The sequence below is a fragment of the Stenotrophomonas sp. CS3K5 genome (assembly GCF_059515225.1).
Genome location: NZ_JCAKRX010000013.1, coordinates 76,435 through 102,759, shown reverse-complemented (window position 1 = coordinate 102,759; position 26,325 = coordinate 76,435). Strand labels below are relative to the sequence as shown.

The following is a 26,325-nucleotide window of genomic DNA, read 5'->3' as shown; positions in this document are numbered from 1 at the left end:
TAGCCACCAGCTGCCTTACGCCACCTTGGCGCCTTCCAGGAAGTCCTGGGCGAAGCGCTGCAGCACGCCGCCGGCTTCGTAGATCGCTACTTCCTCGTCGCTGTCCAGGCGGCAGGTGACCGGCACGATCACGTCCTGGCCGTCGCGGCGGTGGATGACCAGGGTCAGGTCGGCGCGCGGGGTACGCTCGCCGACCACGTCGAAGGTCTCGGTGCCGTCGATGCCCAGAGTCAGGCGGGTGGTGCCCGGCTTGAACTCCAGCGGCAGCACGCCCATGCCGATCAGGTTGGTGCGGTGGATGCGTTCGAAGCCCTCGGCCACGATCGCTTCCACGCCGGCCAGGCGCACGCCCTTGGCGGCCCAGTCACGCGAGCTGCCCTGACCGTAGTCGGCACCGGCGATGATGATCAGCGGCTGCTTGCGCTCCATGTAGGTCTCGATCGCCTCCCACATGCGCATCACCTTGCCTTCCGGCTCCACGCGCGCCAGCGAGCCCTGCTTCACGCTGCCGTCGTCGTTGCGCACCATCTCGTTGAACAGTTTCGGATTGGCGAAGGTGGCGCGCTGCGCAGTCAGGTGGTCACCGCGGTGGGTGGCATAGGAATTGAAGTCTTCTTCCGGCAGGCCCATCTTCGCCAGGTATTCGCCGGCGGCGCTGGAAGCCAGGATCGCGTTGGACGGCGACAGGTGATCGGTGGTGATGTTGTCCGGCAGCACCGCCAGCGCGCGCATGCCGGCCAAGGTGCGTTCACCGGCCAGTGCGCCCTCCCAGTACGGCGGGCGGCGGATGTAGGTGCTCTGCGGGCGCCAGTCGTACAGCGGGCTGACCGCCGCGCCATGCTCCACGCGCACGTTGAACATCGGGTTGTAGACCTTGCGGAACTGCTCCGGCTTCACCGCCGCCTTGACCACGGCGTCGATCTCCGCATCGCTCGGCCAGATGTCCTTCAGGCGCACCTTGTTGCCATCGGCGTCCACACCCAGCACGTCCTTCTCGATGTCGAAACGCACGGTGCCGGCAATGGCGTAGGCGATCACCAGCGGCGGCGAGGCCAGGAAGGCCTGCTTCGCGTACGGGTGGATGCGGCCGTCAAAGTTGCGGTTGCCCGACAGCACGGCCGTCGAATACAGATCGCGGTCGATGATCTCCTGCTGGATTGCCGGGTCCAGCGCGCCGCTCATGCCATTGCAGGTGGTGCAGGCGAAGGCGACGATGCCGAAGCCGAGCTTCTCCAGGTCCGGCAGCAGGCCGGCCTCTTCCAGGTACAGCTGCACTGCCTTCGAGCCCGGTGCCAGCGACGACTTCACCCACGGCTTGCGCAGCAGGCCGCGTTCATTGGCCTTGCGCGCCAGCAGGCCGGCAGCGATCACGTTGCGCGGGTTGGAGGTGTTGGTGCAGCTGGTGATGGCGGCGATGATCACCGCGCCATCGGGCATCAGGCCCTGGGCCTGTTCGGCCTTGCCGGCTTCCAGCTTGGCTTCATCGGCAATGCCGCGCTCGGCCAGCTCGGACACCGGCAGACGGCGATGCGGATTGCTCGGCCCGGCCATGTTGCGCACCACGCTGGACAGGTCGAAGCGCAGCACGCGCTCGTACTGCGCGGTGGCCAGCGCATCGGCCCACAGGCCGGTGCTGCGCGCGTAGTTCTCCACCAGCGCCACCTGCGACTCTTCGCGGCCGGTCAGGCGCAGATAGTCGATGGTCTGCTGATCGATGTAGAACATTGCCGCAGTGGCACCGTATTCCGGACACATGTTGGAGATGGTGGCGCGGTCACCGATGGTCAGTGCCGCGGCACCCTCGCCGAAGAATTCAAGGTACGCACCGACCACGCGTTCCTTGCGCAGGAACTCGGTCAGCGCCAGCACCACGTCGGTGGCCGTGATGCCCGGCTGCGGCCGGCCGCTCAGCTCGACACCGATGATGTCCGGCAGGCGCATCCACGAGGCGCGGCCGAGCATCACGTTCTCCGCTTCCAGGCCGCCCACGCCAATGGCGATCACGCCCAGCGCGTCCACGTGCGGGGTATGGCTGTCGGTACCGACGCAGGTATCCGGGAACGCCACGCCGTCCTGCACGTAGACCACCGGCGACATCTTCTCCAGGTTGATCTGGTGCATGATGCCGTTGCCCGGCGGAATCACATCCACGTTCTGGAACGCCAGCTTGGTCCAGTCGATGAAGTGGAAGCGGTCTTCGTTGCGGCGGTCTTCAATGGCGCGGTTCTTCTCGAACGCCTGCGGATCGAAACCACCGCACTCCACCGCCAGCGAGTGATCGACGATCAGCTGCACCGGCACCACCGGATTCACCTTGGCCGGGTCGCCGCCCTTGTCGGCGATCGCATCACGCAGGCCGGCCAGGTCCACCAGCGCGGTCTGGCCCAGGATGTCGTGGCAGACCACGCGCGCCGGGAACCACGGGAAGTCGAGGTCGCGACGGCGCTCGATCAGCTGCGTCAGCGAAGCGGCCAACGTGGCCGGATCGCAGCGGCGTACCAGGTTCTCGGCCAGCACGCGCGAGGTGTACGGCAGCGCGGCATAGGCGCCGGGCTGGATCGCATCGACGGCGGCACGCGCATCGAAATAGTCCAGCGTGCTGCCGGGGAGGTTCTTGCGGTAATCGGTATTCATGGGCTGGCGGAGTACTTGGGGCGGGCCGGGTGCCGGCAATGCGGCGGCGAATGCATCCGGCCGGCGCAGGGCCGGCCGGATGGGTACAGCGGGTGGATCAGACGCGCTTGTCGATGGCGACGAAGTCGCGGTCTTCCGGGCCGATGTAGTTGGCGCTCGGGCGGATGATCTTGCCGTCGATGCGCTGCTCGACGATGTGCGCGCTCCAGCCGGCGGTGCGTGCGATCACGAACAGCGGGGTGAACATCGCGGTCGGCACGCCCATCATGTGGTAGCTGACGGCGCTGAACCAGTCCAGGTTCGGGAACATCTTCTTGATGTCCCACATCACCGACTCCAGGCGCTCGGCAATGTCGTACATCTTCATGCTGGACTGTTCTTCGGACAGCTCGCGGGCCACGTCCTTGATCACCTTGTTGCGCGGATCAGAGACGGTGTAGACCGGGTGACCGAAACCGATCACCACTTCCTTGCGCTCGACGCGGGCCTTGATGTCTTCCTCGGCCTCATCCGGGTTGTCGTAGCGCTTCTGCACTTCGAACGCCACTTCGTTGGCGCCGCCGTGCTTCGGGCCACGCAGTGCGCCGATGCCACCGCAGATCGCGCTGTACATGTCGCTGCCGGTGCCGGCGATGACGCGGCAGGTGAAGGTGGAGGCGTTGAACTCGTGCTCGGCGTACAGGATCAGCGAGGTGTGCATCGCCTTCACCCACGAATCCTGCGGCTTTTCGCCGTGCAGCAGGTGCAGGAAGTGGCCACCGATCGAGTCGTCGTCGGTTTCCACGTCGATGGCGCGGCCGTTGTGGCTCCAGTGGTACCAGTACAGCAGCATCGAGCCGAGGCAGGCCATCAGCTTGTCGGCGATGTCGCGCGCGCCCGGATGGTTGTGGTCATCCTTCTCCGGTGCCACGCAGCCGAGCACGGATACGCCGGTGCGCATCACGTCCATCGGGTGCGCCGACGGCGGCAGTTCTTCCAGTGCGGCCTTCACTGCGGCCGGAATGCCACGCAGCGACTTCAGCTTGGCCTTGTACGAGACCAGCTCGGCGCGGGTCGGCAGCTTGCCGTGCACCAGCAGGTAGGCGATTTCCTCGAATTCGCTGGTGTTGGCCAGGTCCAGGATGTCATAGCCGCGGTAGTGCAGGTCGTTGCCACTGCGGCCCACGCTGCACAGCGCGGTGTTGCCGGCAGCGGTGCCGGACAGGGCGACGGACTTCTTCGGCTTGAAGGTCGGGGTTGCGGTCGTATCGTTCATGTTTCCCTCCGAAAACTTGATGGTGCAGGGTACTGCTTATTTCTTGGCGGCGAACAGTGCATCAAGCTGCTGCTCGAAGGCGTGGTAGCCGATGCGGTCGTAGAGTTCTTCGCGGGTCTGCATGGTCTCCACCACGTTGCGCTGGTGGCCATCGCGGCGCACCGCCTGGTAGACGTTCTCTGCGGCCTTGTTGGCGGCGCGGAACGCCGACAGCGGGAACAGCTGGATGGCGACGCCGGCCGAGGCCAGTTCATCGCGGCTGAACAGCGGGGTGGCACCGAATTCGGTGATATTCGCCAGCACCGGCACCTTCACCGCGTCGACGAAGCGACGGTAGGTGTCCAGGTCGTAGGCGGCCTCGGCGAAGATGCCGTCGGCGCCGGCCTCGACGCAGGCGATGGCACGCTCGATGGCCTTGTCCACGCCGTCCACCTGGATGGCGTCGGTGCGCGCGATCAGGAAGAAGTCCGGATCGGTCTTGGCATCGGCAGCGGCCTTCACGCGATCGACCATTTCACCCTGCGAGACGATTTCCTTGCCCGGGCGGTGACCGCAGCGCTTGGCGCCGACCTGGTCTTCGATGTGGCAGGCGGCCGCGCCGGCCTTGATCAGCGACTTCACGGTGCGCGCGATGTTGAACGCGCTCGGGCCGAAGCCGGTGTCGATGTCCACCATCAGCGGCAGGTCGCAGACATCGGTGATGCGGCGCACGTCGATCAGCACGTCTTCCAGGGTGTTGATGCCCAGGTCCGGCAGGCCCAGCGAACCGGCAGCGACACCGCCGCCGGACAGGTAGATGGCGCGGAACCCGGCGCGCTTGGCCAGCAGTGCGTGGTTGGCGTTGATCGCGCCGATCACCTGCAGCGGCGATTCGGCAGCCAGCGCCTCACGGAAGCGGGCACCGGCAGAGAATGGAGTGGAAGCGGTCATGCGGCAATCCAGTTTGGAGAACGGGTAGGTGGGCGCAAACACCATGCCAAGCTGCAAGCCGTTGATTTCACGGGGATGACCGGACTACAGCGCTGAAACGAATGAAACATTGAAACAGATGTATCATGAAACATCGCCCCCCCCCCTCCCCGCCGCCATGTACCTGCCCCGCTCCCCGCTGCGCCACGCCGATGCCGACCCGGGCCGCCCGGTGATCTGGACGGTCAGCGTCTCGCGCCTGACCGGTCTGCTCGGCGATGTCATTCCCGAATTCGACCGCCGCGCGCGCATCGAGCAGATCAATCTCGGCTTCGAGGACGCGGTGTCGGTGATCGGCCAGCGCCTGCGCCGCGAGCATTGCGACGTGGTGATTGCCGGTGGCTCCAACGCCGCCTGGCTGCGCAGCCGGCTGGAACTGCCACTTGTGCCGATCCAGGCCAACGGCTTCGACCTGATGGAGGCGCTGGCGCGGGCACGGCGCATCGCCAGCCGTATCGGCCTGGTCACCCACGCCAGCGACGTGCCGGTGTTCAGCAACTTCCAGCAGAGCTTCGGGCTGGACATCGAGCATCGCCGCTTCGTCACCCGCGAGGATGCGCGCGACTGCATCGCCGACCTGCGCGCCAACGGTATCGAGGTGATCGTCGGCACCGGCATGGCCATCGACCACGCCGAACAAGCCGGCCTGCCGGGCGTGCTGCTGTACTCGGCCGATTCGGTACGGCAGGCGTTCGAGCACGCACTGGAACTGACCCAGACCCTGGCCCGCTCTGGCGGCAGCCGGCCCGCGCCGCGCCGCCGCGCCACACCACGCAACGATGCCCACGCCCTGCTCGGCGACAGCGAGGCGATGGCGCAGGTGCGCGCGCAGATCGCGCTGTATGCACCGCATGACAGCACCGTGCTGGTCACCGGCGAAACCGGCACCGGCAAGGAGCTGGTCGCACGCCAGCTGCATGCGGGCAGTGGCCGACGCGGCCGCTTCGTCGCGCTGAACTGCGGTGCGATCAGTGAATCGCTGCTGGAGGCCGAGCTGTTCGGCTACAGCGATGGCGCGTTCACAGGCGCACGTCGCGGCGGTCGTGTCGGCCTGGTTGAGGCCGCCGACGGCGGCACGCTGTTCCTGGATGAGATCGGCGAACTGCCGCTGCCGCTGCAGACCCGCCTGCTGCGGGTGCTGGAAGAGCGCGAAGTGCTGCGCGTGGGCGCCACCGAACCCACCCCGGTCGACCTGCGCGTGGTGGCCGCCACGCTGCAATCACTGGAGCAGCGCGCGGCAGCGGGCAGCTTCCGTCGCGACCTGTATTACCGGCTGGCGGCACTGCGCATCGCCCTGCCGCCGCTGCGTGCACGGCGCTGTGACATCCCGCTGCTGGCCCAGCATTTCTTCCGCCAGCTGCGTGGCGTCGATGCGCCGCTGGATGAAGATGCCCTAGCGGTGCTGACCGCCGCCGAGTGGCCGGGCAATGTGCGTGAGCTGCGCAACCTGATGGATCGCCTGCGCATCCATTGGCAGCCCGGTGAAGGGCAGATCGACGCGGCGCGACTGCGGCAGCTTGCGCCCGAGCTGACAAGCGAAGGCGCGACGGCACTGCCGCTGGAAAGCAACGGCAAGCGCCCGCCGCGTGCACAACTGGAAGCACTGCTGCAGGAACACCGCAATGACCGCGAGGGCATGGCCCAAGCGCTGGGCGTATCACGCACCACGCTGTGGCGTTGGCTGCGCGCGGAGGGCCTGTAGCGTCGAGCTTGCTCGACTTATGTAGAGTCGAGCCATGCTCGACTGGGGAGAATCAGCCGAGCATGGCGCGGCTCTACAGGAGGAGCAGTCGAGCAAGCTCGACGCTACAGAAGCTGCGCGCGACGGCGCGCGTCGAAGGCGAAGCGGCCACTGCCCACCGCTGCAATCCACAGCAACAGCACGCCCAGCGGCACTTCGCTCAGATAGAAGAACCAGCTCAGCCAATCCAGCACGCCCAGCCCGGCCGGAATGCGCGCGATGCCGTCTGTCAGCGCCGCCACCGCGCAGATCGCCGCCAGCAGCAGGGCCGACGGGCGGCTCAACAGGCCCAGCACCAACAGGCCACCGGCAATCCATTCAATGGCCCCGAGCACCGGCGCACTGAACACCGGAAACGGGATGCCCGCCTCGACCAGCGTATGCACCATGCGCTCGCGCCCAGCATCGGTGAACACCTTGTTCCAGCCGGAGACGCAGAACATCACCCCGGCCACGATGCGGGCCAGCAACAACAGCAACGCTTCCACGCCGCGGCGCGGCGGCGGCACGGCAAACAGGCAACGCCAGGCAGGCATGGCAACTCCGCAGATCGAGGGCATCGGCCGGAGTGTGCCTGCCAGCGACCTGCTCGCAGATGAAGCAGGCCGGTCCGTTCACGACACCCCACTCCGTAGCGTCGAGCTTGCTCGACGGCGGTCGCTCTGCCGCCAAGAGCAGCCGAGCATGGGCTCGGCTCTACAGCAGCCCCAGCATCACCATCCCGCCTTACGGGTACAGCAGGCGCTTGCTCCAGCGCCCTTCGGCACCGGCTTCATAGCACCAGCGCTCGTGCAGGCGGAACTGCGCGCCGTACCAGAACTCGATGCGGTCGGGCACCACGCGCAGACCACTCCAGCCGTCCGGACGCGGCACCTCCTGGCCCTGGAAACGTGCCTCGACCTCCGCCACGCGCGCATCGAACTCTTCGCGCGTCGCCAGCGTCTTCGACTGCTGCGAGGCCCATGCACCGATCTGGCTCATGCGCGGGCGGCTGGCGAAATAGGCATCGGCTTCGGCATCGGCGACCTGCTCGACACGGCCTTCGATGCGCACCTGGATGCCGGCCTCGCGCAGGCTGCGCCACAGGAACAGCAGCGCGGCCTGCGGATTGGCCTGCAGTTCCCGCCCCTTGTGGCTGTCCAGGTGGGTGTAGAACACGAAGCCGCGCTCGTCGAACGCCTTCAGCAACACGGTGCGCGCCGAGGGGCGGCCATGCGTATCGGCGGTGGCCACGGTCATCGCGTTCGGCTCGACCTCGCGGCTCTGTTTGGCCTCTTCAAACAGGCCAGCAAACGTGGACAGGGCTTCGGCGTACAGGTCGCTCATGATTGCGTTCTTCTCACACGGATTGGGCTATTGTGGCTGCATGGCCGCTGCTGCGTATATGCCCCAGGTGAAAGGATTCCCCGAAACATTGGCCGAACAGGCGCTGGACGATGCGCTGGGCAGCGGCGCAGCGGTTCCAGTATTGGCGATCAGCGGCCTGCAGGGGAGCGGCAAATCGACGCTGGCCGCACAGGTGGTGGCGCGCGCACAGGCGCGCGGCCTCAACGCGGCGACGCTGTCCATCGATGACGTCTACCTGACCCGCGCCCAGCGCCAGCGGCTGGCCCGCCAGGTGCATCCGCTGCTGATCACCCGTGGCCCACCCGGCACCCATGACCTGCCACTGGCCCACGCCGTGCTCGACGCAGTGGCCGCGCGGCACCCCTTCGCCCTGCCCCGCTTCGACAAGCTGGCCGATGAGCGCCTGCCCCAGGCGCAGTGGCCGCGAATTGAACGGCCGCTCGATCTGCTGGTGTTCGAAGGCTGGTTCCTCGGCACGCCGGCGCAGGCCGACGACGCGCTGCGCAGCCCGCTGAACGCACTGGAACGCGAAGCCGACGCCGACGGCCGCTGGCGTCGCTGGTGCAACCAGGCGCTGGCCCGCGACTACCCCGCGCTGTGGCAGCGCTGCGACCGCCTGTGGTTCCTGCAGCCGCCGGATTTTTCGGTGGTGCCGCGCTGGCGCTGGCAGCAGGAGCAGAACCTGCAGGCCGCACAGCCGGGCCGGCACGGCATGAGCCGGCCACAGCTGGAGCGCTTCGTGCAGTACTACGAGCGGGTCAGCCGGCAGGCGCTGCAGGCCTTGCCGGCGCTGGCCGACCACGTGGTGGTGCTGGACGGCCAGCGCCAGGTGCAGGCACTGCGCTGAACGCGCTTATTCGACCAGGAAGGTCACCCGCAGGTTGACCCGCCATTCGGTGATCTCGCCGCTGCCGTTGGTCACCACCTTGGTCTCGTTCACCCAGGCGCCCTGGATGCCCTTGACCGTCTCGGAGACCTTCTTCAAACCGCTGCGTACGGCGTCCTCGACACTTTTCGGCGAGGAGGCGGTGATTTCGATGACCTTGGCGACCGACATGGGCTGTACTCCAGCTGGCGCGGGAACCCCCGCAGGAACCACCACCCTGACGTGAAGAACGTAAAGGCCGGGGCATGGAGGTGTTAGCATCAGAGGGCATGAATCCTGCTCCGAACCTGATCCTGATCGGCCCGATGGGCGCCGGCAAAACCTGCATCGGCCGCCGCCTCGCCGAGCGCTTCACGCTGGACTTCGTCGATGTCGACCAGGCCATCGTCGATGCCGCCGGCGCCAGCATTCCGACCATTTTCGAGCACTCCGGGGAAACCGGCTTCCGCGCCCACGAACGCGAGGCGCTGGCACGCGTGCTGGCAGGCCGCGGCCAGCTGGTTTCCACCGGTGGCGGCGCGGTGCTCGATCCGGGCAACCGTGCCCTGATCGCCCAGCGCGGCTTCGTGGTCTACCTGCGGGTCAGCGTGACCGCACAACTGGAACGGCTGGCCCGCGACAAGGGCCGGCCGCTGCTGCAACGCCCGGACCGCGAGCAGGTGCTGCATGACCTGGCCGCGCACCGTGACCCGCTCTACCGCGAGCTGGCCGACCTCACTCTCGATACCGACCCCTACACCGCTGCCGATGCGACCGCCCAGCTGGTGGTCAAGCTGGCCACGCAATGGCAGCGCCAGGACCTGACCGCATGACCTCCCCCGCCCTGCTGCAGGTCGCCGTTGGCGGCGACCGCCCCTACTCCATCACCATCGGCGCCGGTGCACAGGCCGACGGCACTGCGCTGGCCTCGCATGTGCGCGGCCGTCACGTGCTGCTGCTCAGCGACAGCGAAGTGGCGCCGCGCTACCTGGCGGCGGTGAAGCAGACGCTGCTGGCCGCACGCCCGGACCTGATCATCGGCGAGCACGTGCTGGCTGCCGGTGAAGCCTCCAAGACCCTGGCCGAATTCGGCCACGCGATCGAAGCGCTGGCCGCGCTCGGCGCCACCCGCGATGCCTGCGTGTTCGCCCTCGGCGGCGGCGTGGTCGGCGATCTGGCCGGTTTCGCTGCGGCCTGCTGGATGCGCGGCGTGGACTGCGTGCAGCTGCCGACCACGCTGCTGGCGATGGTCGATTCGTCGGTGGGCGGCAAGACCGCCGTCGACATCCCGGCCGGCAAGAACCTGGTCGGCGCTTTCCATCCGCCGCGCGCGGTGATCGCCGACACCCGCGTGCTGGCCACCCTGCCGCCGCGCGAGCTGCGTGCCGGCCTGGCCGAAGTGGTGAAGTACGGCGCGCTGGGCGATGCGGTGTTCTTCGAGTGGCTGCAGCAGCATGCCGATGCGCTGCTGGCCGGTGAGGATGCGGTGCTTTCCGAAGCCATCGCGCGCAGCTGCCGGCACAAGGCCGCCATCGTCGAGCGTGACCCGTTCGAGAAGGGCGAGCGTGCCCTGCTCAACCTCGGCCACACCTTCGGCCACGCCATCGAGACCGAACAGGGTTACTCGGCCCCCGGCCGCGATGCGCTGAACCATGGCGAGGCGGTGGCGGTGGGCATGGTGCTGGCCGCGCAGCTGTCGACCGACCTGGGCCTGGCCGACGATGCCGACCGCGCGCGCCTGCAGGCGCTGCTGGAACGCCTCGGTTTGCCGGTGACGATCCCGGCCGGGCTGGACCCGCAGGCCCTGCTCGGCCGCATGCGGCTGGACAAGAAGAACGTGGCCGGTCGCCTGCGGCTGGTGCTGTGGCGGGGCATGGGCCGCGCCGAAGTGGTGCCGGACGTGGATGAGGCCGCGGTGCTGAAGGTGCTGGGCGCGGGCTGACCGTTTCTGCGTTCGCCGGGCATGGCCCGGCGCTACCGGGGAGGTTCCATGAGGTTGCCGGCCCGCGGCCGGCACGACCGCGTTGCGGCCGGGGTCACCCTGGCCCCGCTACAATCGGCGCCATGCACGTCTACCTGCAACATCCCGACGCCGGTGCGCAGGCACCGCGCTTCCTGCGCCTGAATCTGCAGCCGGACCTGTTCGGCGGCTGGGAGCTGCTGCGCGAGAGCGGCCGCGTCGGTGGCCGCTCGCAGCTGCGGCGTGAGCTGTTCCTGCAGGCCGACGATGCCCGACATGCCTTCGAGAAGGCCCGCGATGCCGAACTGCATCGCGGCTTCCAGATCCTTTCGCACGGCGACTGACGCCGCTGCCCACTTTCGTCCAAGGAATGCCCATCGTGACCAGCCCTCTCCGCAACGATCGCCTGCTGCGCGCCCTGCGCCGCGAACCGGTGGATTGCACGCCCGTCTGGCTGATGCGCCAGGCCGGCCGCTACCTGCCGGAATACCGCGCGACCCGGGCCAAGGCCGGCAGCTTCCTGGCAATGGCCAAGACCCCGGAGATCGCCTGCGAAGTCACCCTGCAACCGCTGCGCCGCTTCCCGCTGGACGCGGCCATCCTGTTCTCGGACATCCTCACCATTCCCGACGCGATGGGCCTGGAGCTGTACTTCGTCGAAGGCGAAGGCCCCAAGTTCCGCCACCCGGTGCGCGATGAAGCGGCCATCGCCAGGCTGGCGGTGCCGGACATGGAGCAGGACCTGGGCTATGTGATGGACGCGGTGCGGCTGATCCGTCGCGAACTGGACGGCCAGGTGCCGCTGATCGGTTTCTCCGGCAGCCCGTGGACGCTGGCCTGCTACATGGTCGAAGGCGGTGGCAGCAAGGACTTCGCGCGCATCAAGGCGATGGCGCTGAACCACCCGCAGGCGTTGCACCGCCTGCTGGAGGTCACCACCGAGGCGGTGATCGCCTACCTCGGCGCGCAGCGTGCGGCCGGTGCGCAGGCGCTGCAGGTGTTCGACACCTGGGGCGGTGTGCTGTCGCCGGCGATGTACCGCGAGTTCTCGCTGCGCTACCTGCAGCGCATCGCCGAAGGCCTGGAGCGTGGCCAAGGCAGCGAACGCACGCCGCTGATCCTGTTCGGCAAGGGCACCGGCCTGCACCTGGAAGCACTGTCGCAGACCGGCGCCGATGCCCTGGGCCTGGACTGGACGCTGGACCTGGATGAAGCGATGCGCCGCACCGGCGGCCGCGTCGCTCTGCAGGGCAACCTCGACCCGACCACCCTGTACGCCTCGCCGGATGCGATCGCCGCCGCCGCCGCGCGCGTGCTCGATACCTATGCCGCCGGCAACGGGGGTTCGCGCGAGGGCCATGTGTTCAACCTCGGCCATGGCATGTCGCCGGACATGGACCCGGCCCACGTGCAGGTCCTGGTCGACGCGGTGCACGCACACAGCCAGCGCTGAAACAAGCGCCGCAAGCGTCACGGTGCGACGTTGATCGCACCGTGACCCGGTTTGCGCGATCATGGCGCCCCCACGCTGCACCGGCCACACGCCATGCCCACATCGTCATCGACCTACAACCGCCACCGTCCCCTGCTGTGGCTGGTGTCCTTGGCGATCTTCATGCAGATGCTGGACTCGACCATCGTCAACACGGCATTGCCGGCGATGGCGGCCAGCCTGGGCGAAAGCCCGCTGCAGATGCAGTCGGTGGTGTTCAGCTATGCGTTGGCGGTGGCAACCTTCATCCCCGCTTCCGGCTGGATCGCCGACCGCTACGGCACCCGCCGCACCTTCCTGCTGGCCATCATCCTGTTCACGCTCGGCTCGCTCGCCTGCGCGCTGGCCCAGCACCTGCACCAGCTGGTCGGCGCGCGCGTGCTGCAGGGCATCGGCGGCGCGATGCTGCTGCCGGTCGGCCGACTGGCGGTGATGCGCTCGGTGCCACGCGAGGATTTCCTGCGTGCGATGAGCTTCATCGCCATCCCGGCGCTGGTCGGCCCGCTGATCGGCCCGACCCTGGGTGGCTGGCTGGTCGAGATTGCCTCATGGCACTGGGTGTTCCTGATCAACCTGCCGATCGGCGTGATCGGTTTCATCGCCGCGATGAAGATCATGCCCGACCACTACGCCAGCCATCGCACCCGCTTCGACCTGCGCGGCTACATCATGCTGGCCTTTGCGATGGTGGTGCTGTCGCTGGCGCTGGACGGCATTTCCGGGCTGGGCACGCCGCACGCACTGGTGATGCTGATGACCGTGGCCGGCCTGGCAGCACTGGTGGGCTACTGGCTGCATGCGGCCAATTCAACCGCGCCGTTGTTCTCGCTGGCGCTGTTCCGCGTGCCCAGCTATCGCATCGGCATTCTCGGCAACCTGTTCTCGCGCATCGGCAGCAGCGCCATGCCGATGCTGATCCCGCTGCTGCTGCAGGTCGGTCTGGGCCTGGGCCCGATGAATGCCGGCCTGATGATGGTGCCGGTGGCGGCCGCCGGCATGGTCTCCAAGCAGCTGGCGGTGAAGCTGGTTGAACGTTTCGGCTACCGCCGCGTATTGATGGTCAACACGGTACTGGTCGGGCTGGCGATGGCCAGCTTCATCCTGATGACACCGGGCCAGCATCTGGCGCTGCGGCTGCTGCAGCTGGCGTTCTTCGGCGCGGTCAATTCGCTGCAGTTCACCGTGATGAACACCGTGACCCTGCGTGACCTGGACCGCGAGTTCGCCAGTTCCGGCAACAGCCTGCTGTCGATGGTGATGATGCTGGCGGCCGGTTTCGGCGCCGCCGCAGCCGGCAGCCTGCTGGCCGCGTTCGGCAATCACCTGGACAGCACCGATGCCACGGCGGCGTTGCATGCCACCTTCCTGTGCGTGGGCGCGATCACGCTGACCTCGACGATGATCTTCTGGCAGCTGCCCGACACCAAGCCGGAACCACGGCAGGTCGAGCACGTCGCGGAGTGAGGGTGGTTCGGCAGGGCCTGCGGCCCTGCACCTGCTACAAGCCAGAGCAACAGCAACAGCCGGCTCTGTGAATGCCGTGCGCTGGGCGGTACGGTGTGGGGCTGCAGGACACGCCGTAAACCCATCCCTGGGGGCTCGATGGCGCCATCCATGGCGCCAACGGTCCTGCAGCCCCACACCGCACCGCCCCGACACTTTCCCGGTGACGGCTGGTAGATCGCAGAATCCTGTCAAAGGCGGGGTGGGTCCGGTTGCGGGAGTGTCCGCGGCATGGATGCCGCGGCCAAGCCCCCATCGATGGGTTTACGGCGTCTCCCGCAACCGGATCCACCCCGCCATCCCACAGGAAGCCAGCTTTTGCTTCGGCTGCTGCTCTTGCTCCGGCTTGCAGCAGGTGCAGGGCCGCAGGCCCTGCCGAACTCCCTACCGCCCCATGACCCTGGCAATCGCTTCCACCAGCAACTCACCGGTCACCGGCTTGCGCAGGAAACCGCCGATGCCGGCCGCCTCCACCTGCTGCTGCAGGTCCGGATCGGTGCGCGCGGTCACCGCCAGCAGCGGCAGCATGTAGCCCTGGTTGCGCAGATGCTGGGCCAGCTCGAAACCACTCAGACCCGGCAGGTCCAGGTCGAGCAGACCGACGTCGAAGTCACCGGCACTGATCTCACGCAGCGCCGCCAGCGCGTGCCCCGCATGCACCACCTCATGGCCACGCGCACTCAACAGTCCGCGCATGACGTCGGCCACGGTGGCATCGTCTTCCACCAGCAGTACCCGCAACGGCGGCAGGCGCGTGGCTTCATCGCGATCCGCTGCAGCGCCCGTCTCGGAATCGGTATCTACCACCAGCGGCAACGGCAGCGTCACCCCGAAACAGGTGCCGCGCCCCAACTGGCTCTCCACCTGGATGCGGCCCTGCATCGCCTGCGCCAGCTCACGGCAGATCGCCAGCCCCAGGCCACTGCCACCGTACTGTGCGGCGGTGCGCGCGCCATCGGCCTGTTCGAATCGACGGAACAGGCGCTGCTGTTGTTCCTGGCTGATACCCGGTCCGGTATCGCGCACTTCGAAGTGCAGCGCGCGCAGGTCGCCGTCGCTGCGTGCGTGCAGGGTAATGGTGCCGCGGCTGGTGAACTTGACCGCGTTGGACAGCAGGTTCAGCAGGATCTGCCGCACCCGCATGGCATCGCCGGTGGCATGCAGACCTGCCGGCAGCTGGTTGTCCAGGTTGAAGTGCAACCCCTTCTGTGCCGCCAGCGGGCCCATCAGCGCGGCCAGATCCTGCAGCAGGCAGCTCAGCGCGAACGGCTTGGACTGCAGCTCCAGCCGCCCGGATTCGATCCGTGCCAGATCCAGCGCATCGTTGACCAGATGCAGCAGGTGCTCACCGGCATGCCGGATCGACTGGGTGTAGCCACGCTGCTGTGGGTCCAGCGGCGAGGCCAGCAGCAGTTCGCTCATGCCCAGCACGCCGGTCATCGGGGTGCGGATCTCATGGCCCAGATTGGCCAGGAAACGGGTCTTGGCGGCCGACGCCTGTTCGGCCAGCTCCTGCTTGTGCAAGGCCAGCTGATAGGCGTGGCGGCGTTGCAGGCGGCGGCGATAGAGCCACGCAAACCAGCTGGTCAGCAGCAGGGCGATCGACGCCAGCACCAGCAGCCCGGACAGGCTGCGCCACCAGGGCGGTTGCACGCGGAACTCAAGGCTCTGCACCCGCGACCAGACGTGGTCGGCCGAGCGCGCCTGCACTTCCAGCCGGTAGCTGCCCGGTGCCAGGCGCGAGAACAGGCGCTCGCCGGCCGGCCCGACCTCGACCCAGTCCGGGTCGTAGCCGGCCAAGCGGTAGCGATAGGTATTGGACGCCGAATCGGCAAAGGACAACAGCCGCGCGACGATGCGCAGGTCGCGGTCGCCGTCGGCGATCTGCAACGGTGCATCGTGGGTCATGTCCAGCACCTGCTCATTGCGGCGCACTTCCACCCGCTCGATCACCAGCGGCGCGCGCCGCACCGAAGGCCGCACCTGCGCCGGATCGAACACCACCGCACCGGCCGGGGTACCGGCCACCAGATGGCCGTCCGCCGCCGCGACCAACGTGTGTTCGCGGAACTCCTGGCTGGGCAGACCATCGTGCACGCCGTACAGACGCACGCTCTGGCCATCGGCACTCACCCGCACCAGGCCGCGCGCACTGGTCGCCCAGGCCACGCCCTGGCCATCAACCACCAGGCCGGAGGCGGAAATGGCCGGGTATCCCTGTTCCGCGCCGATCACCGCCTGCCGTTCCAGGCGGCCCTGGCTCCAGCGATAACGCGACAGGCGGCCATCCTCGGACAGCCAGACCTGGCCATCACGACCGACATGCAGCGCATGGATGGCCGTTGCCGGCGCGCCCGGCACCGGCTGGAAGCGCCCGCTGTCGGGCAGCCACTGCAGCAGTCCGCGGCTGCTGGCCAGCCAGATATGGTCCTGCGGCCCGCATTCGACATCGAGGTTGAGCTGGCCCTGCTGCAAGCCGCGTTCACCGTTGTCCAGCTGGTGCCGCACGTGTCCGTCGAGGTCACGCTGCTGCAGGCCCGAAGGCAGCATCAGCCAGAGACTGTCGCCGTCACAGGTCATCAGCGCCTCGACCACCCCTTCCATGGCGGCATCGGCGCCGGCCTCGCGCCCCCATCGGCGCAGCTCGCGCCGTTGCGGGTCGTAACGGATCAAGGCATCGGTGGAACCGACCCAGACCTGGCCGTGGCGGTCTTCGCGCACCGAGGTCAACCAATGCATGCCATTGACCCAGGTCCGGTGCTGTTCGACCTTGCCGGTCCTGGGATCGAAGCGGTCCAGCGCGCCGTGCCCGCCGACCGTCCATACGCCGCCATTGCGCGAAGCGCTGGTACCCAGCACCAGCGCGTTGCGCAGCGAGCTGGGGTCATCCTCCAGGCGCGACAGCACGGAGAACTGCCACCAGCGCGGCAGCAGGTGCCACAGCCCGGCATTGGTGCTCGCCAGCCAGATGCCGCCTTCCCGATCCTCGTAGGTGCCGGTCCAGTTGGGCCGGACCGGACCGCGTGCGATCGCGCTGTACAGCGGCACGGTCTGGTACTGGCCATCGACCGCGCGGCCCAGGCCGGTGCGGGTATCCAGCCAGTGCCCTCCCTGCTCGTCGCGCAGCATCATGCCCAGCACCTGCTCGCCCGGCGGCAGTTTCCACGGCGGTGCTTCGAAGCGACCGTCCGGACGGCGCACCGTGGCACCGGCCATAGTGCTGATCCACAGGCTGCCATCGGGCTCGGTGGTCAGCCCGTTGATCAGCGGACTGGGAATGACGTCAGCGCCGACGCGTTCGAAATCGGTACCGGTCCAGCGCGCGACACCATGCTTGGTGCCGATCCAGAGGCTGCCATCGGCCAGCGTGGCCAGGTACGGCACCGACGATGAGGGCAGGCTGCGCGGGTTGTCCGGCTCGGGCAGGAAACGCTGCAGGCGGTCGTGGCTGTCCAGCCGGTACAGGCCGCCCTCATGGGTGCCGAACCAGATCGAGCCATCGGGCGTGCTGGCCAGGCTCCAGACCGTGTTGGTCCCCATCAAAGGCTGGCTGCTGCGGTCGTAGAAGTGCAGCTGGCGGCGGTCGGCCGACATCCGTACCAGGCCCGCATTCTCGGTACCAATCCACAACTGGTTGCGGGCATCGACCAGCACCGTCCAGATGCGGTTGTCGCGCAGGCCATCTTCCGAGCGCCAGACCCGGTAGGTACGCCCATCGTAACGGGCCAGGCCGTCGTTGGTGGCGATCCACAGGTAGCCGTAACGGTCTTCGGCCATGCGGTTGACCGTGTTGGACGGCAGGCCATCGAACACCGTCACCTGTCGCGGACTCGGCGGCACCGGCTGTGCAGCAACCGGCGACACGCAGCACAGCAGGACCAGCAACAGCATCGCCGCCCGCAGATACACCACCGATGGCCTCCTCACATTGGATCTGATGATGCCCGCACAGCGGGCGTCGGCATGGTAAACCGAAAGTCGCACCCTTCACGCCGGGCAACGCCGCAGTCACGCCATGGCTTGTCGTTTTGCACGCGCCTGAACAATCGCAGCCACCAGCAGGTCACCGGTGACCGGCTTGCGCAGGAAGCCGTCGAATCCGGCGGCCAGCACCTGCGTCTCGGCGTAGGCATCGGAGCGTGCAGTCACCGCCACCAGCGGCAGCTCGTAGCCCATCGTGCGCAGCTGGCGGGCGATGGCGGTGCCATCCAGCGCCGGCAGGTCGAGGTCGAGCAGGCCGACATCGAAGCGATGGGTGGCAATCTCGGACAATGCGCCCAGGCCATGCAGCACGTGGACCACGTCGTGTCCGCGTCCACGCAGCAGGCCAGCGATGACCTCGGCAACGGTCGCATCATCCTCCACCAGCAGGATGTGCAGCGGTGGCAGCTCCGGCGACGCCGCCGGCTCACCGCTGGCACGCGCCGCCTGCCGGGTCCACGGCAGCGGCAGCTGCACGCGGAACCGGGCGCCCTTGCCGGGCTGGCTGTCCACCTCGATATGCCCGCCCATCGCCACCGCCAGCTCCTGGCAGATCGCCAGGCCCAGCCCACTGCCGCCATAGCGCGACGCCGTGCGCGGCCCCTCGGCCTGTTCGAATCGATGGAACAGGCGCTGCTGCTGCTCGGCATTGATGCCCGGGCCGCTGTCATGCACCTCGAAACACACACCGCCTCGTTCTTCCAGCTGCACCGACAGGCCCACGTGCCCGCGCTCGGTGAACTTGATGGCGTTGCCCAGCAGGTTCAGCAGGATCTGGCGGACACGCATTTCATCGCCGCTGACGCTGATCGGGCCAGGCGGATCCTCGCCGCGCTGGAAGGCCAGCTGGCGCTGCTGCGCCATCGGCTGCATCAGACCCTGCACCTGGTCGAGCAGCTCCTTCAGATCGAACGGGTGCAGGTCCAGTTCCAGCCGGCCGGCCTCGATGCGGGCCAGGTCCAATGCATCGTTGACCAGCCGCAGCAGGTGGCTGCCGGCCTGCTGGATCGAACCGGCGTAGCTGCGCTGCATCGGGTCCAGCGGCGTGGCCAGCAGCAGCTCGCTCATGCCCAGCACGCCGGTCATCGGCGTACGCACCTCGTGGCCGAGCGTGGCCAGGAAGCGGCTCTTGGCCTGCGAGGCCTGCTCGGCCAGCTGCTGCTTGTGCAAGGTCAGCTGCCATTGCTGGCGCCGGCGCAGCCGCGCACGGATCGCCCAGGCCAGCGTCAGCAGCAACAGCGACCCCAGCAGCACATAGCCGAAGATCGCCATGCCGCTGCGCCACCATGGCGGCAGCACCTTCACCTGCAGCCGCTGCGAAGCAGTCCACGCCCCGTTGGAGGACGCCGCCTGCACTTCGATGACGTAGTGGCCGGTCGGCAGCCGCGACAGCGTGCGCTGGCCGTCGCCGCCCTGCTCCACCCAGTCCTGGTCGTAGCCCTGCACGCGGAAACGGTAACGGTTGCCCTGCGGGCTGGCGTAGGACAACAGCCGCGCGTCGATCTGCAGGTCACGGTCATCCGGCCCCAACAGCAGCGTGCCGGTGACCGGCAACGGCTGCCAGCCACGCGCATCGTCGCGGCGCACGCGCACTTCGGCGATCACCAGCGACGAAGGCGGCCGCGCACTGTCAGCAGCATTCACGTCAAAGGCCACCAGGCCGGTCTGGGTCACCGCCAGCACACGGCCATCGGCGTTCACCGCCGGTGGTCGCCCGGTGAATTCGGCGTCGGACAGGCCATCGCGCTCGTTGAACTGCTGCAGGCGGCGTGCCTTGGGATCCCAGCGCAGCAGGCCGCGCGGCGTCGTGGCCCACAGCTGGCCGTTGTCGGCCAGGGCCAGCCCGCCCATGCTGACCGGTGGCACGCCCGCAGCCCCGTCGATGCGCTGGATCAGCCGCAGGCTCATGCCATCCCACTGGTAGCGCTCGAAGGCACCCTGGCGCGCCAGCCACATCTGCTGCGGATCGATCCACACCAGGTCGTAGATCGGCCCACGCGAAACGCCCGGCACCGCTTCGAAGCGTCCAGCCTGCGCGCGCCAGATCCCCATCTCTCCCATGATCCAGGGGCGGCCGTGGTCATCGAAACGGATCTGTTCGATGGGCGCATCGGCGCTGCCCTGGAACTGCTGCAACGGATAGCTGTGCAGCAGCCTCCCCTCGGCGCTGCGCTGCTGCAGGTCCAGGCCCATCACCGATACCCAGACCGTGCCATCCGGCGCCTGCCGCATCAGGTCGATGCGCTGGCGCAGGTCGGCACTGCCATCGATGCGCCAATCCTGCAGTGCACCGCTGGCCGGGTCGTACACGGTGATGCGTCCACCGCGTCCCAGCCAGAGGCGCCCGTCCGGGCGCGGCAGCACCGACCACACCACACCGCTGCCGAGCTGGCGGTCGCTGGCAAGCAGGCGCAGGGTGCCCTGCGCATCGAGCTTGTAAACGCCACGGGCCGAGCCGACGTAGTAGTTCTGCCCGTCGCTGGCCGCGCTCAGCAGGTACTGGCTGTCCAGCGGCTTGCCATCGAGCTGGTTCCAGATCGAGAAGCGCCGCCAGTCCGGCGGCAGGTAGGCCAGGCCCTGGGTGAGCAGTGCCACCCACAACCCGCCCTCGTGGTCCTGCAACAGATCCAGCACACCGCTGTGTGCGGTCAGGAAGCCGCTGCCACGGTCACCTTCGAGCCGGCGCAGCATTGCCGCATCCCCGCGCAGCAGCCCATCGGAGGTGCCGGCCCAGTAGCCGCCCTGGCGATCGGCCAGCACCAGCGCAGAACGCAGACGGGCACTGTCGGCCCAGCGTGGCCGACTGACCCGGTCCTGTGCGTCGATGCGGTACAGGCCATCGTTCTGGCTGCCCACCCAGATCGAACCGTCAGCATCGCGACTGAGCCGGAGCACGCTCAGCGTGCCCAGTTCGCGTGCGCCCACCGGCTCGAAGCCGGTCCCGTTCCAACGCGCCACCCCGGCTTCGGTGCCCACCCACAGCCGGCCCTGTGCATCGACCAGGCTGGTGAAGATGCTGTTGCTGGGCAGCCCGCCGGGATGCGCCGGATCATGGGTGTAGAGGCGCACGCTGCCATCTTCGCCGAGGCGGCACACACCATGGTTGTTGGTGCCGATCCACAAGGCGTCTTCTGCGTAGGCCAGCGCCCAGAACTGTCCCTCGCAGAGGGAGTTGACCGTGTCGAAGGTCCTGAAGCGCGCACGATCGGCGTCCAGCCGGGCCACGCCCTTGCCGTTCATGCCCACCCACACCCGGTCCAGCGGATCGATCAGCAGCGTCTCGATCTCATTGCCGGGCAACGAACCCGGCTGGTCCGGATCGTGCTCCCAGACCCGCAGGCTGTTGCCGTCGTAGCGGGCAAGGCCGCCGTCGGTGGCCGCCCAGATGTGCCCCTGGCGATCCTCGGCCAGCGCCACCACCATGCGCGAGGGCAATCCTTCGGCGGCCCCGAAGCGGCGCAGGCGTGGTGTTTCAGCCATGTCCGGGGTCGCCGCGGCGGCAGTGATCGCGCCCAGCAGCAGTCCCAACCCCGCAATGCCACGGCACCACTGCCGCCAGCGACTCTTCATCCTGAACCCCCTGTCCTGGGCCGATTGTCACACAGGGCCGGGTTCATGGCTGCAACAGCCTGTTTCCAGCGGCGGTGCCACCACGAACTGTTGCAGTCATGCACGCAACGTTGGCAGGGGGCTGTGCGTATGATCGCAACGTCCCCTTCCCGGAGCCCGCCATCGATGCGTCCCTGCCTGGCCCTGCTGCCGATGCTGCTCGCCACCGCCCCCGCCTGGGCGGCCGCTGACACCTATCGGCTCGATCCGGTGCACACGCGGGTGCTGTTCTCCATCGACCACGCCGGCTACTCGCAGGCCATGGGCACGGTCTCCGGCAGCGAGGGCCGCCTGCAGTTCGATCCCGACAACTGGCGCGACGCCACGCTGGACGTCGAGGTGCCCGTGTCGCGGTTGGACCTCGGTGACACCAAATGGAACCAGGCTACCCTGGCCCGCAGCCTGCTCGACGGCGAACGATTCCCGAACGCGCGCTTTGTCTCCAGCCGGGTCGAACCGATCGATCCCAAGCGCGCCCACGTGATCGGCACGCTGACCCTGCGCGGGGTCAGCCAGGAGGTCACCCTGGAGGTGACCCTCAACGCCCTCAAACGCTACCCGCTACCGCCGTTCCGGCGTACCGCCGGCTTTTCCGCCACCACCACGCTGAGCCGGCGCGCGTTCGGCATCACCGCCTGGCCGGGCGTGATCGGTGATGCGGTGCAGGTACGTATCGAGGCCGAAGCCACCCTCGACCGCAGCGACACGCCGGGAACTCCCGCCGCCGTTCCGCACTCCGACCCCAAGACGGCCCCCAAGGACCCTTCATGACCGCCAAGAACACCCCCGCCGCCTGGGGAAGTGTCAGCCAGATCCTGCACTGGTTGATCGCCCTGCTGATTCTCGCCTTGGGCGTGGTCGGCCTGACCATGGGCGAACTGCCCAAGACCCCGAAATACTTCTGGGTCTACACCGCGCACAAGTCGATCGGCATCACCGTGCTGGCGCTGGTGCTGTTCCGTCTCGGCTGGCGCCTGTACGCCGGTGCGCCGAAGCCGGTGCCGGGCGTGCCCAGCTGGCAGGAACGCATCGCCAGCGCCACCCACGTGCTGCTGTATGTACTGATGTTCGCCATCCCGCTGTCAGGCTGGCTGTACGACTCGGCCAGCGGCCTGCGCCCGTTCCGCTGGTTCGGCCTGGTCGACGTGCCCAAGCTGAGCGGCCCCGACCCGCAGGTGGTCGCGGTGTCCCATGCCATCCACGAATACGGCTTCTGGCTGTTGATCGCGGTGGTGCTGGCCCACGCCGGCGCTGCCTTCTACCACCACCTGTTCCAGCGCGATGCGACCTTGTCCCGCATGTTGCCGCGCGGCTGGCTTGCCTCCCCTCAGAAGGACTGACCAATGAACCTGAAACTGACCACCCCGGCCGCCGTGGCCGCCGCCCTGGCCGGCATGCTGACCACTGCGCCGGCGCTTGCCGCCGACTACGCACAGGCGCCCGGTGCCGGTTCAATCCTGGTGTTTGCCAGCAAGTACGACGGCGAAGTGTTCACCGGCAGCTTCCCCGGCTTTGCCACCAAGCTCAGCTTCGACCCGGCCAATCCGGCCGCCGGTTCGCTGGACGTGGTGATCCCGCTGGCGGGCGCCAAGAGCGGCAACAGCGACCGTGACTCGACCCTGCAGGGCGCCGACTTCTTCAACGTCGGCAAGTTCGCCACCGCGCGCTACACCGCCAAGGGCTTCCGTGCCGTCGGCAATGATCAGTTCGCCGCCGATGGCACGCTGGAACTGCGTGGCGTCAGCAAGCCGGTCACCCTCACCTTCACCTGGAAGCCGGGTGCGCAGCCAGTGCTGACCGGCAAGGCCACGGTCAAGCGCCTGGACTTCGCTGTGGGTGCCGGTGATTGGGCCGACACCAAGACCATCCCCGACGAAACCGCGATCAGCACGATCGTGAAGTTCGACGCGAAGTAAAGCGCGTCTGCCGCCGGGCATGGCCCGGCGCTACCGCAGAACGGCGACACAGGGTGGCGCCGGGCCATGCCCGGCGGATTCAACCCGCGGCCAGCCAGGCCTGCACTCCGGCCGCATCGAACGGCCAGTCCAGCTCGCGATCGCCCGCCTCGTCGCGCAGCACCGGCACGCGGGCGCCATAACGTGCTTCCAGCGCCGGCTGGTCATCCAGGAACACCGAGTCGAACTCCGGCGCCCGCGCCTTGGCCAGCTCGGCCAGGGCCAGGTCGCACAGGTGGCAGTCGTCACGCTGGATCAGGGTCAACACTGGTTCGGCTCCCATGGCGGAAATGCTGCGCCGCAGCCATCGAATGGCCCGGCAAGCCGTTAGAATAGCGGCTTGTCCGGTACCCGCAGTTTGGCATCCATGGCTGTCAGCACGTTCGACGTTTTCAAGATCGGCATTGGTCCGAGTTCCTCGCACACCGTCGGGCCGATGAAGGCCGCCGAGCGATTCATTCACCGCTGGCTGCTCGATCCGGGCCGCCTGCACGAGGTCGCGCGCATCCGCGCCGATGTCTACGGCTCGCTGGCGCTGACCGGTCGCGGCCATGGTACCGACAAGGCGATCCTGCTCGGCCTGGAAGGCCAGCGCCCGAACCTGATCGATCCGGACATCATCCCGGCCACGCTGGAGCGCATCCGCAGCAGCAAGCGCATCCAGCTGATGGGCCAGCACGAGATCGCCTTCGACGAGAAGCGCGACCTGGGCATGAACAAGCGCCAGAAGCTGCCGTACCACACCAATGGCATGCGCTTCACCGCGTACAACGCCGAGGACGAAGTCATCGCCACCCGCGATTACTACTCCGTCGGTGGTGGCTTCGTGGTCAACCAGGACGATGCGGCCGATGACCGCATCGTGCCCGACGAAACCCCGCTGCCCTACCCGTTCAAGAGCGGCGACGAGCTGCTGGCGCAGACCGCACGCAGCGGCCTGAGCATCGCCCAGCTGATGTTCGAGAACGAGAAGTGCTGGCGCAGCGAAGACGAGATCCGCGCCAACCTGCGCGAGATCTGGAGCGCCATGCAGTCGTGCGTGGCACGCGGCATCCGCGAGGAAGGCGTGCTGCCGGGTGGCCTGAAGGTGGGCCGTCGTGCGCCGGCGCTGTACCGCGAGCTGTCATCGAAGCCGGAAGCGGCGATGCGCGATCCGCTGACCACGCTGGACTGGGTCAATCTGTACGCGCTGGCGGTGAACGAGGAAAACGCGGCCGGTGGCCGTGTGGTCACCGCGCCGACCAACGGCGCGGCCGGCGTGCTGCCAGCGGTGCTGCACTACTTCGATCGTTTCTGCCCGGGTGCGAACGAACAGCGCGTGTTCGATTTCCTGCTGACCTCGGCGGCGATCGGCATCCTGTACAAGGAGAACGCCTCGATCTCCGGCGCCGAAGTCGGCTGCCAGGGCGAAGTGGGCGTGGCCTGCTCGATGGCCGCCGGCGGCCTGGTCGCGGCACTGGGTGGCAACCCGAGCCAGATCGAGAACGCCGCGGAAATCGGCATGGAACACAACCTCGGCCTGACCTGCGACCCGATCGGTGGCCTGGTGCAGATTCCGTGCATCGAGCGCAACGCAATGGGCGCGGTGAAGGCGATCAACGCCTCGCGCATGGCGATGCGCGGCGACGGCAAGCACAAGGTGTCGCTGGACAAGGTGATCAAGACCATGCGCGATACCGGCCGCGACATGCAGGACAAGTACAAGGAAACCAGCCGCGGTGGCCTGGCGGTGAATGTCATCGAGTGTTGAATTGTAGAGCCGAGCCCATGCTCGGCTGATGGGGCAGTGGGTAGAGTCGACCGCTGGTCGACTATCGCGCGCAGCGCGGGATTTTCGCGGTCTGATGGCAGAGCCGTCGAGCAAGCTCGACGCCAGGCGGAGCGACATCATCACTGCGTTCCGGTTAGGCTCGAGGCTCCCCTGCCCCGGATTGCCCCATGCGCGTGATCGCTGCTGCCCTGCTTGCCTGCCTTCCGCTGCCTGCCCTGGCCGCGCCCACCTACGGCCCGCGGCTGGAAGGCTTCGACTACGGCTATCCGGTGAAGACCTTCGCGCTGGAATCGCAGCGGCAGCCGCTGGAGATGGCCTACTTGGATATCGCGCCGAAGCAGGCGCCGATCGGTGTGGTGGTGCTGCTGCACGGCAAGAACTTCTGCGCGGCGACCTGGAAGGAATCCATCACACCCCTGCTGGCCGCCGGTTACCGGGTGATCGCACCGGACCAGGTCGGCTTCTGCAAATCGAGCAAGCCCGAGCGTTACCAGTACTCGTTCGCGCAGCTGGCGGCCAATACCCATGCGCTGCTGCAGCAGCTGCAACTGGGTGATGCCCCGGTGCATCTGGTCGGGCACTCGATGGGCGGCATGCTCGCGGTGCGCTACGCGCTGATGTATCCGCAGGACCTGCGCAGCCTGTCGCTGGTCAATCCAATCGGGCTGGAAGACTGGAAGGCACTGGGCGTGCCGTGGCGCAGCGTGGATGCCTGGTATGCCGGTGAACTGAAGACCAGTTATGACAGCATCCGCCGTTACCAGCTGGACGTGTACTACGACGGCCAATGGAAGCCGGCCTACGAAACCTGGGCGCGGATGCAGTCAGGCATGTACGAAGGCCCGGGCAAGCAGGCCGTTGCGTGGAGCCAGGCATTGGCCTCGGACATGGTGTTCAACCAGCCGGTGGTGTACGAGCTGAAGAACGTGCGGGTACCGACCACGCTGTTCATCGGGCAGAAAGACCGCACCGCGATCGGCCGCGATCTGGCGGCGCCGGACCTGAAGGCGACGCTGGGCAACTATCCGGCACTGGGCAGGGCTGCGGCGGCGGCGATTCCCGGCGCGACACTGGTCGAGTTCGCCGAGCTGGGCCATTCGCCGCAGGTGCAGGATCCGAAGCAGTTCAATGCGGCGTTGCTGAAGGCATTGAAGGCGCATTGAACGGCAGCCGTTCTGTAGAGCCGAGCCCATGCTCGGCTCATCCGGCAGGAGGGGATCTCGCCAGCAGCAGCCGAGCGTAG

Annotated in this window: 21 protein-coding genes; 12 read left to right on the top strand and 9 right to left on the bottom strand. The window is 67.9% G+C overall.

Going from position 1 to position 26,325, the window contains the following annotated elements:
- Positions 1-15: 15 nt before the first annotated feature.
- The 3 genes from acnD to prpB all read right to left on the bottom strand — a co-directional run bounded on the left by acnD (position 16) and on the right by prpB (position 4,819).
- Positions 16-2,634: a Fe/S-dependent 2-methylisocitrate dehydratase AcnD gene (gene acnD, locus AC5YGJ_RS17440; protein ID WP_496187260.1), complete on the bottom strand. Its 2,619-nt coding sequence runs from the start codon at positions 2,632-2,634 to the stop codon at positions 16-18.
- 97 nt (positions 2,635-2,731) lie between these two features.
- Positions 2,732-3,889: a bifunctional 2-methylcitrate synthase/citrate synthase gene (gene prpC / locus AC5YGJ_RS17435; RefSeq protein WP_008265338.1), complete on the bottom strand. Its 1,158-nt coding sequence runs from the start codon at positions 3,887-3,889 to the stop codon at positions 2,732-2,734.
- A gap of 36 nt (positions 3,890-3,925) precedes the next feature.
- Entirely contained in the window at positions 3,926-4,819 is an 894-nt protein-coding gene (gene prpB, locus AC5YGJ_RS17430) for a methylisocitrate lyase (protein ID WP_107231270.1), read from the bottom strand.
- Between the two features lie 157 nt (positions 4,820-4,976).
- On the opposite strand from prpB, the gene prpR reads away from it, so the two are divergent.
- Positions 4,977-6,560: a propionate catabolism operon regulatory protein PrpR gene (prpR, locus tag AC5YGJ_RS17425; RefSeq protein ID WP_496187259.1), complete on the top strand. Its 1,584-nt coding sequence runs from the start codon at positions 4,977-4,979 to the stop codon at positions 6,558-6,560.
- A 104-nt stretch (positions 6,561-6,664) separates the two neighbouring features.
- On the opposite strand, the gene AC5YGJ_RS17420 is transcribed toward prpR, so the two are convergent.
- Positions 6,665-7,135 carry a DoxX family protein gene (locus AC5YGJ_RS17420; protein WP_107231222.1) on the bottom strand — a complete coding sequence of 157 codons (471 nt, stop codon included), beginning with the start codon at positions 7,133-7,135 and terminating at the stop codon, positions 6,665-6,667.
- Positions 7,136-7,325: 190 nt separating this feature from the next.
- Positions 7,326-7,925 carry a pyridoxamine 5'-phosphate oxidase gene (gene pdxH / locus AC5YGJ_RS17415; RefSeq protein ID WP_496187258.1) on the bottom strand — a complete coding sequence of 200 codons (600 nt, stop codon included), beginning with the start codon at positions 7,923-7,925 and terminating at the stop codon, positions 7,326-7,328.
- Positions 7,926-7,965: 40 nt separating this feature from the next.
- Here pdxH and AC5YGJ_RS17410 point away from each other — a divergent pair, with 40 nt between their 5' ends.
- Entirely contained in the window at positions 7,966-8,793 is an 828-nt protein-coding gene (locus AC5YGJ_RS17410; protein ID WP_496187257.1) for a kinase, read from the top strand.
- Positions 8,794-8,799: 6 nt separating this feature from the next.
- Here the strand turns inward: AC5YGJ_RS17410 and AC5YGJ_RS17405 are convergent, their stop codons facing one another.
- Positions 8,800-9,003, bottom strand: coding sequence for a dodecin family protein (locus AC5YGJ_RS17405; RefSeq protein ID WP_107231225.1), 204 nt, complete (start codon positions 9,001-9,003; stop codon positions 8,800-8,802).
- 98 nt (positions 9,004-9,101) lie between these two features.
- Here AC5YGJ_RS17405 and AC5YGJ_RS17400 point away from each other — a divergent pair, with 98 nt between their 5' ends.
- The 5 genes from AC5YGJ_RS17400 (at position 9,102) to mdtD (ending at position 13,727) form a co-directional block, all read left to right on the top strand.
- Complete coding sequence (locus AC5YGJ_RS17400; RefSeq protein ID WP_309339471.1) at positions 9,102-9,644, top strand: shikimate kinase; 543 nt, start codon at positions 9,102-9,104, stop codon at positions 9,642-9,644.
- Complete coding sequence (aroB, locus tag AC5YGJ_RS17395) at positions 9,641-10,753, top strand: 3-dehydroquinate synthase (protein WP_309339473.1); 1,113 nt, start codon at positions 9,641-9,643, stop codon at positions 10,751-10,753. The genes AC5YGJ_RS17400 and aroB overlap by 4 nt, the downstream gene beginning before the upstream one ends.
- Before the next feature lie 122 nt (positions 10,754-10,875).
- The gene (locus tag AC5YGJ_RS17390) at positions 10,876-11,115 is read left to right on the top strand and encodes a WGR domain-containing protein (protein WP_107231228.1); all 240 of its coding nucleotides are present in this window, start codon (positions 10,876-10,878) and stop codon (positions 11,113-11,115) included.
- Between the two features lie 26 nt (positions 11,116-11,141).
- Positions 11,142-12,224: a uroporphyrinogen decarboxylase gene (gene hemE, locus AC5YGJ_RS17385; protein WP_057498371.1), complete on the top strand. Its 1,083-nt coding sequence runs from the start codon at positions 11,142-11,144 to the stop codon at positions 12,222-12,224.
- Positions 12,225-12,317: 93 nt separating this feature from the next.
- The gene (gene mdtD, locus AC5YGJ_RS17380; RefSeq protein WP_107231230.1) at positions 12,318-13,727 is read left to right on the top strand and encodes a multidrug transporter subunit MdtD; all 1,410 of its coding nucleotides are present in this window, start codon (positions 12,318-12,320) and stop codon (positions 13,725-13,727) included.
- A 423-nt stretch (positions 13,728-14,150) separates the two neighbouring features.
- Here mdtD and AC5YGJ_RS17375 read toward each other — a convergent pair whose 3' ends face one another.
- Entirely contained in the window at positions 14,151-17,678 is a 3,528-nt protein-coding gene (locus AC5YGJ_RS17375; RefSeq protein ID WP_496187256.1) for a hybrid sensor histidine kinase/response regulator, read from the bottom strand.
- Between the two features lie 96 nt (positions 17,679-17,774).
- On the bottom strand, positions 17,775-21,317 hold the full coding sequence (locus AC5YGJ_RS17370) for a sensor histidine kinase (protein ID WP_496187255.1): 3,543 nt from the start codon (positions 21,315-21,317) through the stop codon (positions 17,775-17,777).
- Between the two features lie 165 nt (positions 21,318-21,482).
- On the opposite strand from AC5YGJ_RS17370, the gene AC5YGJ_RS17365 reads away from it, so the two are divergent.
- From AC5YGJ_RS17365 to AC5YGJ_RS17355, 3 genes are read left to right on the top strand one after another with little or no spacing between them, the layout of a single operon-like run.
- A complete protein-coding gene (locus tag AC5YGJ_RS17365; RefSeq protein ID WP_249843184.1) occupies positions 21,483-22,127 on the top strand; it encodes a YceI family protein in 645 nt (214 codons plus the stop codon).
- On the top strand, positions 22,124-22,696 hold the full coding sequence (locus tag AC5YGJ_RS17360) for a cytochrome b (RefSeq protein ID WP_005410672.1): 573 nt from the start codon (positions 22,124-22,126) through the stop codon (positions 22,694-22,696). The genes AC5YGJ_RS17365 and AC5YGJ_RS17360 overlap by 4 nt, the downstream gene beginning before the upstream one ends.
- Before the next feature lie 3 nt (positions 22,697-22,699).
- Entirely contained in the window at positions 22,700-23,272 is a 573-nt protein-coding gene (locus AC5YGJ_RS17355; protein ID WP_249843183.1) for a YceI family protein, read from the top strand.
- Between the two features lie 79 nt (positions 23,273-23,351).
- Here AC5YGJ_RS17355 and AC5YGJ_RS17350 read toward each other — a convergent pair whose 3' ends face one another.
- Positions 23,352-23,579 carry a glutaredoxin family protein gene (locus AC5YGJ_RS17350; RefSeq protein WP_249844963.1) on the bottom strand — a complete coding sequence of 76 codons (228 nt, stop codon included), beginning with the start codon at positions 23,577-23,579 and terminating at the stop codon, positions 23,352-23,354.
- Between the two features lie 99 nt (positions 23,580-23,678).
- On the opposite strand from AC5YGJ_RS17350, the gene AC5YGJ_RS17345 reads away from it, so the two are divergent.
- Together AC5YGJ_RS17345 and AC5YGJ_RS17340 are read left to right on the top strand one after the other, a co-directional pair.
- Entirely contained in the window at positions 23,679-25,061 is a 1,383-nt protein-coding gene (locus AC5YGJ_RS17345) for an L-serine ammonia-lyase (protein WP_024956918.1), read from the top strand.
- Positions 25,062-25,249: 188 nt separating this feature from the next.
- Positions 25,250-26,245 (top strand): alpha/beta fold hydrolase, encoded by a 996-nt coding sequence (locus AC5YGJ_RS17340; protein WP_496187254.1) that lies wholly within the window; start codon positions 25,250-25,252, stop codon positions 26,243-26,245.
- The last annotated feature ends 80 nt before the right edge of the window (positions 26,246-26,325 follow it).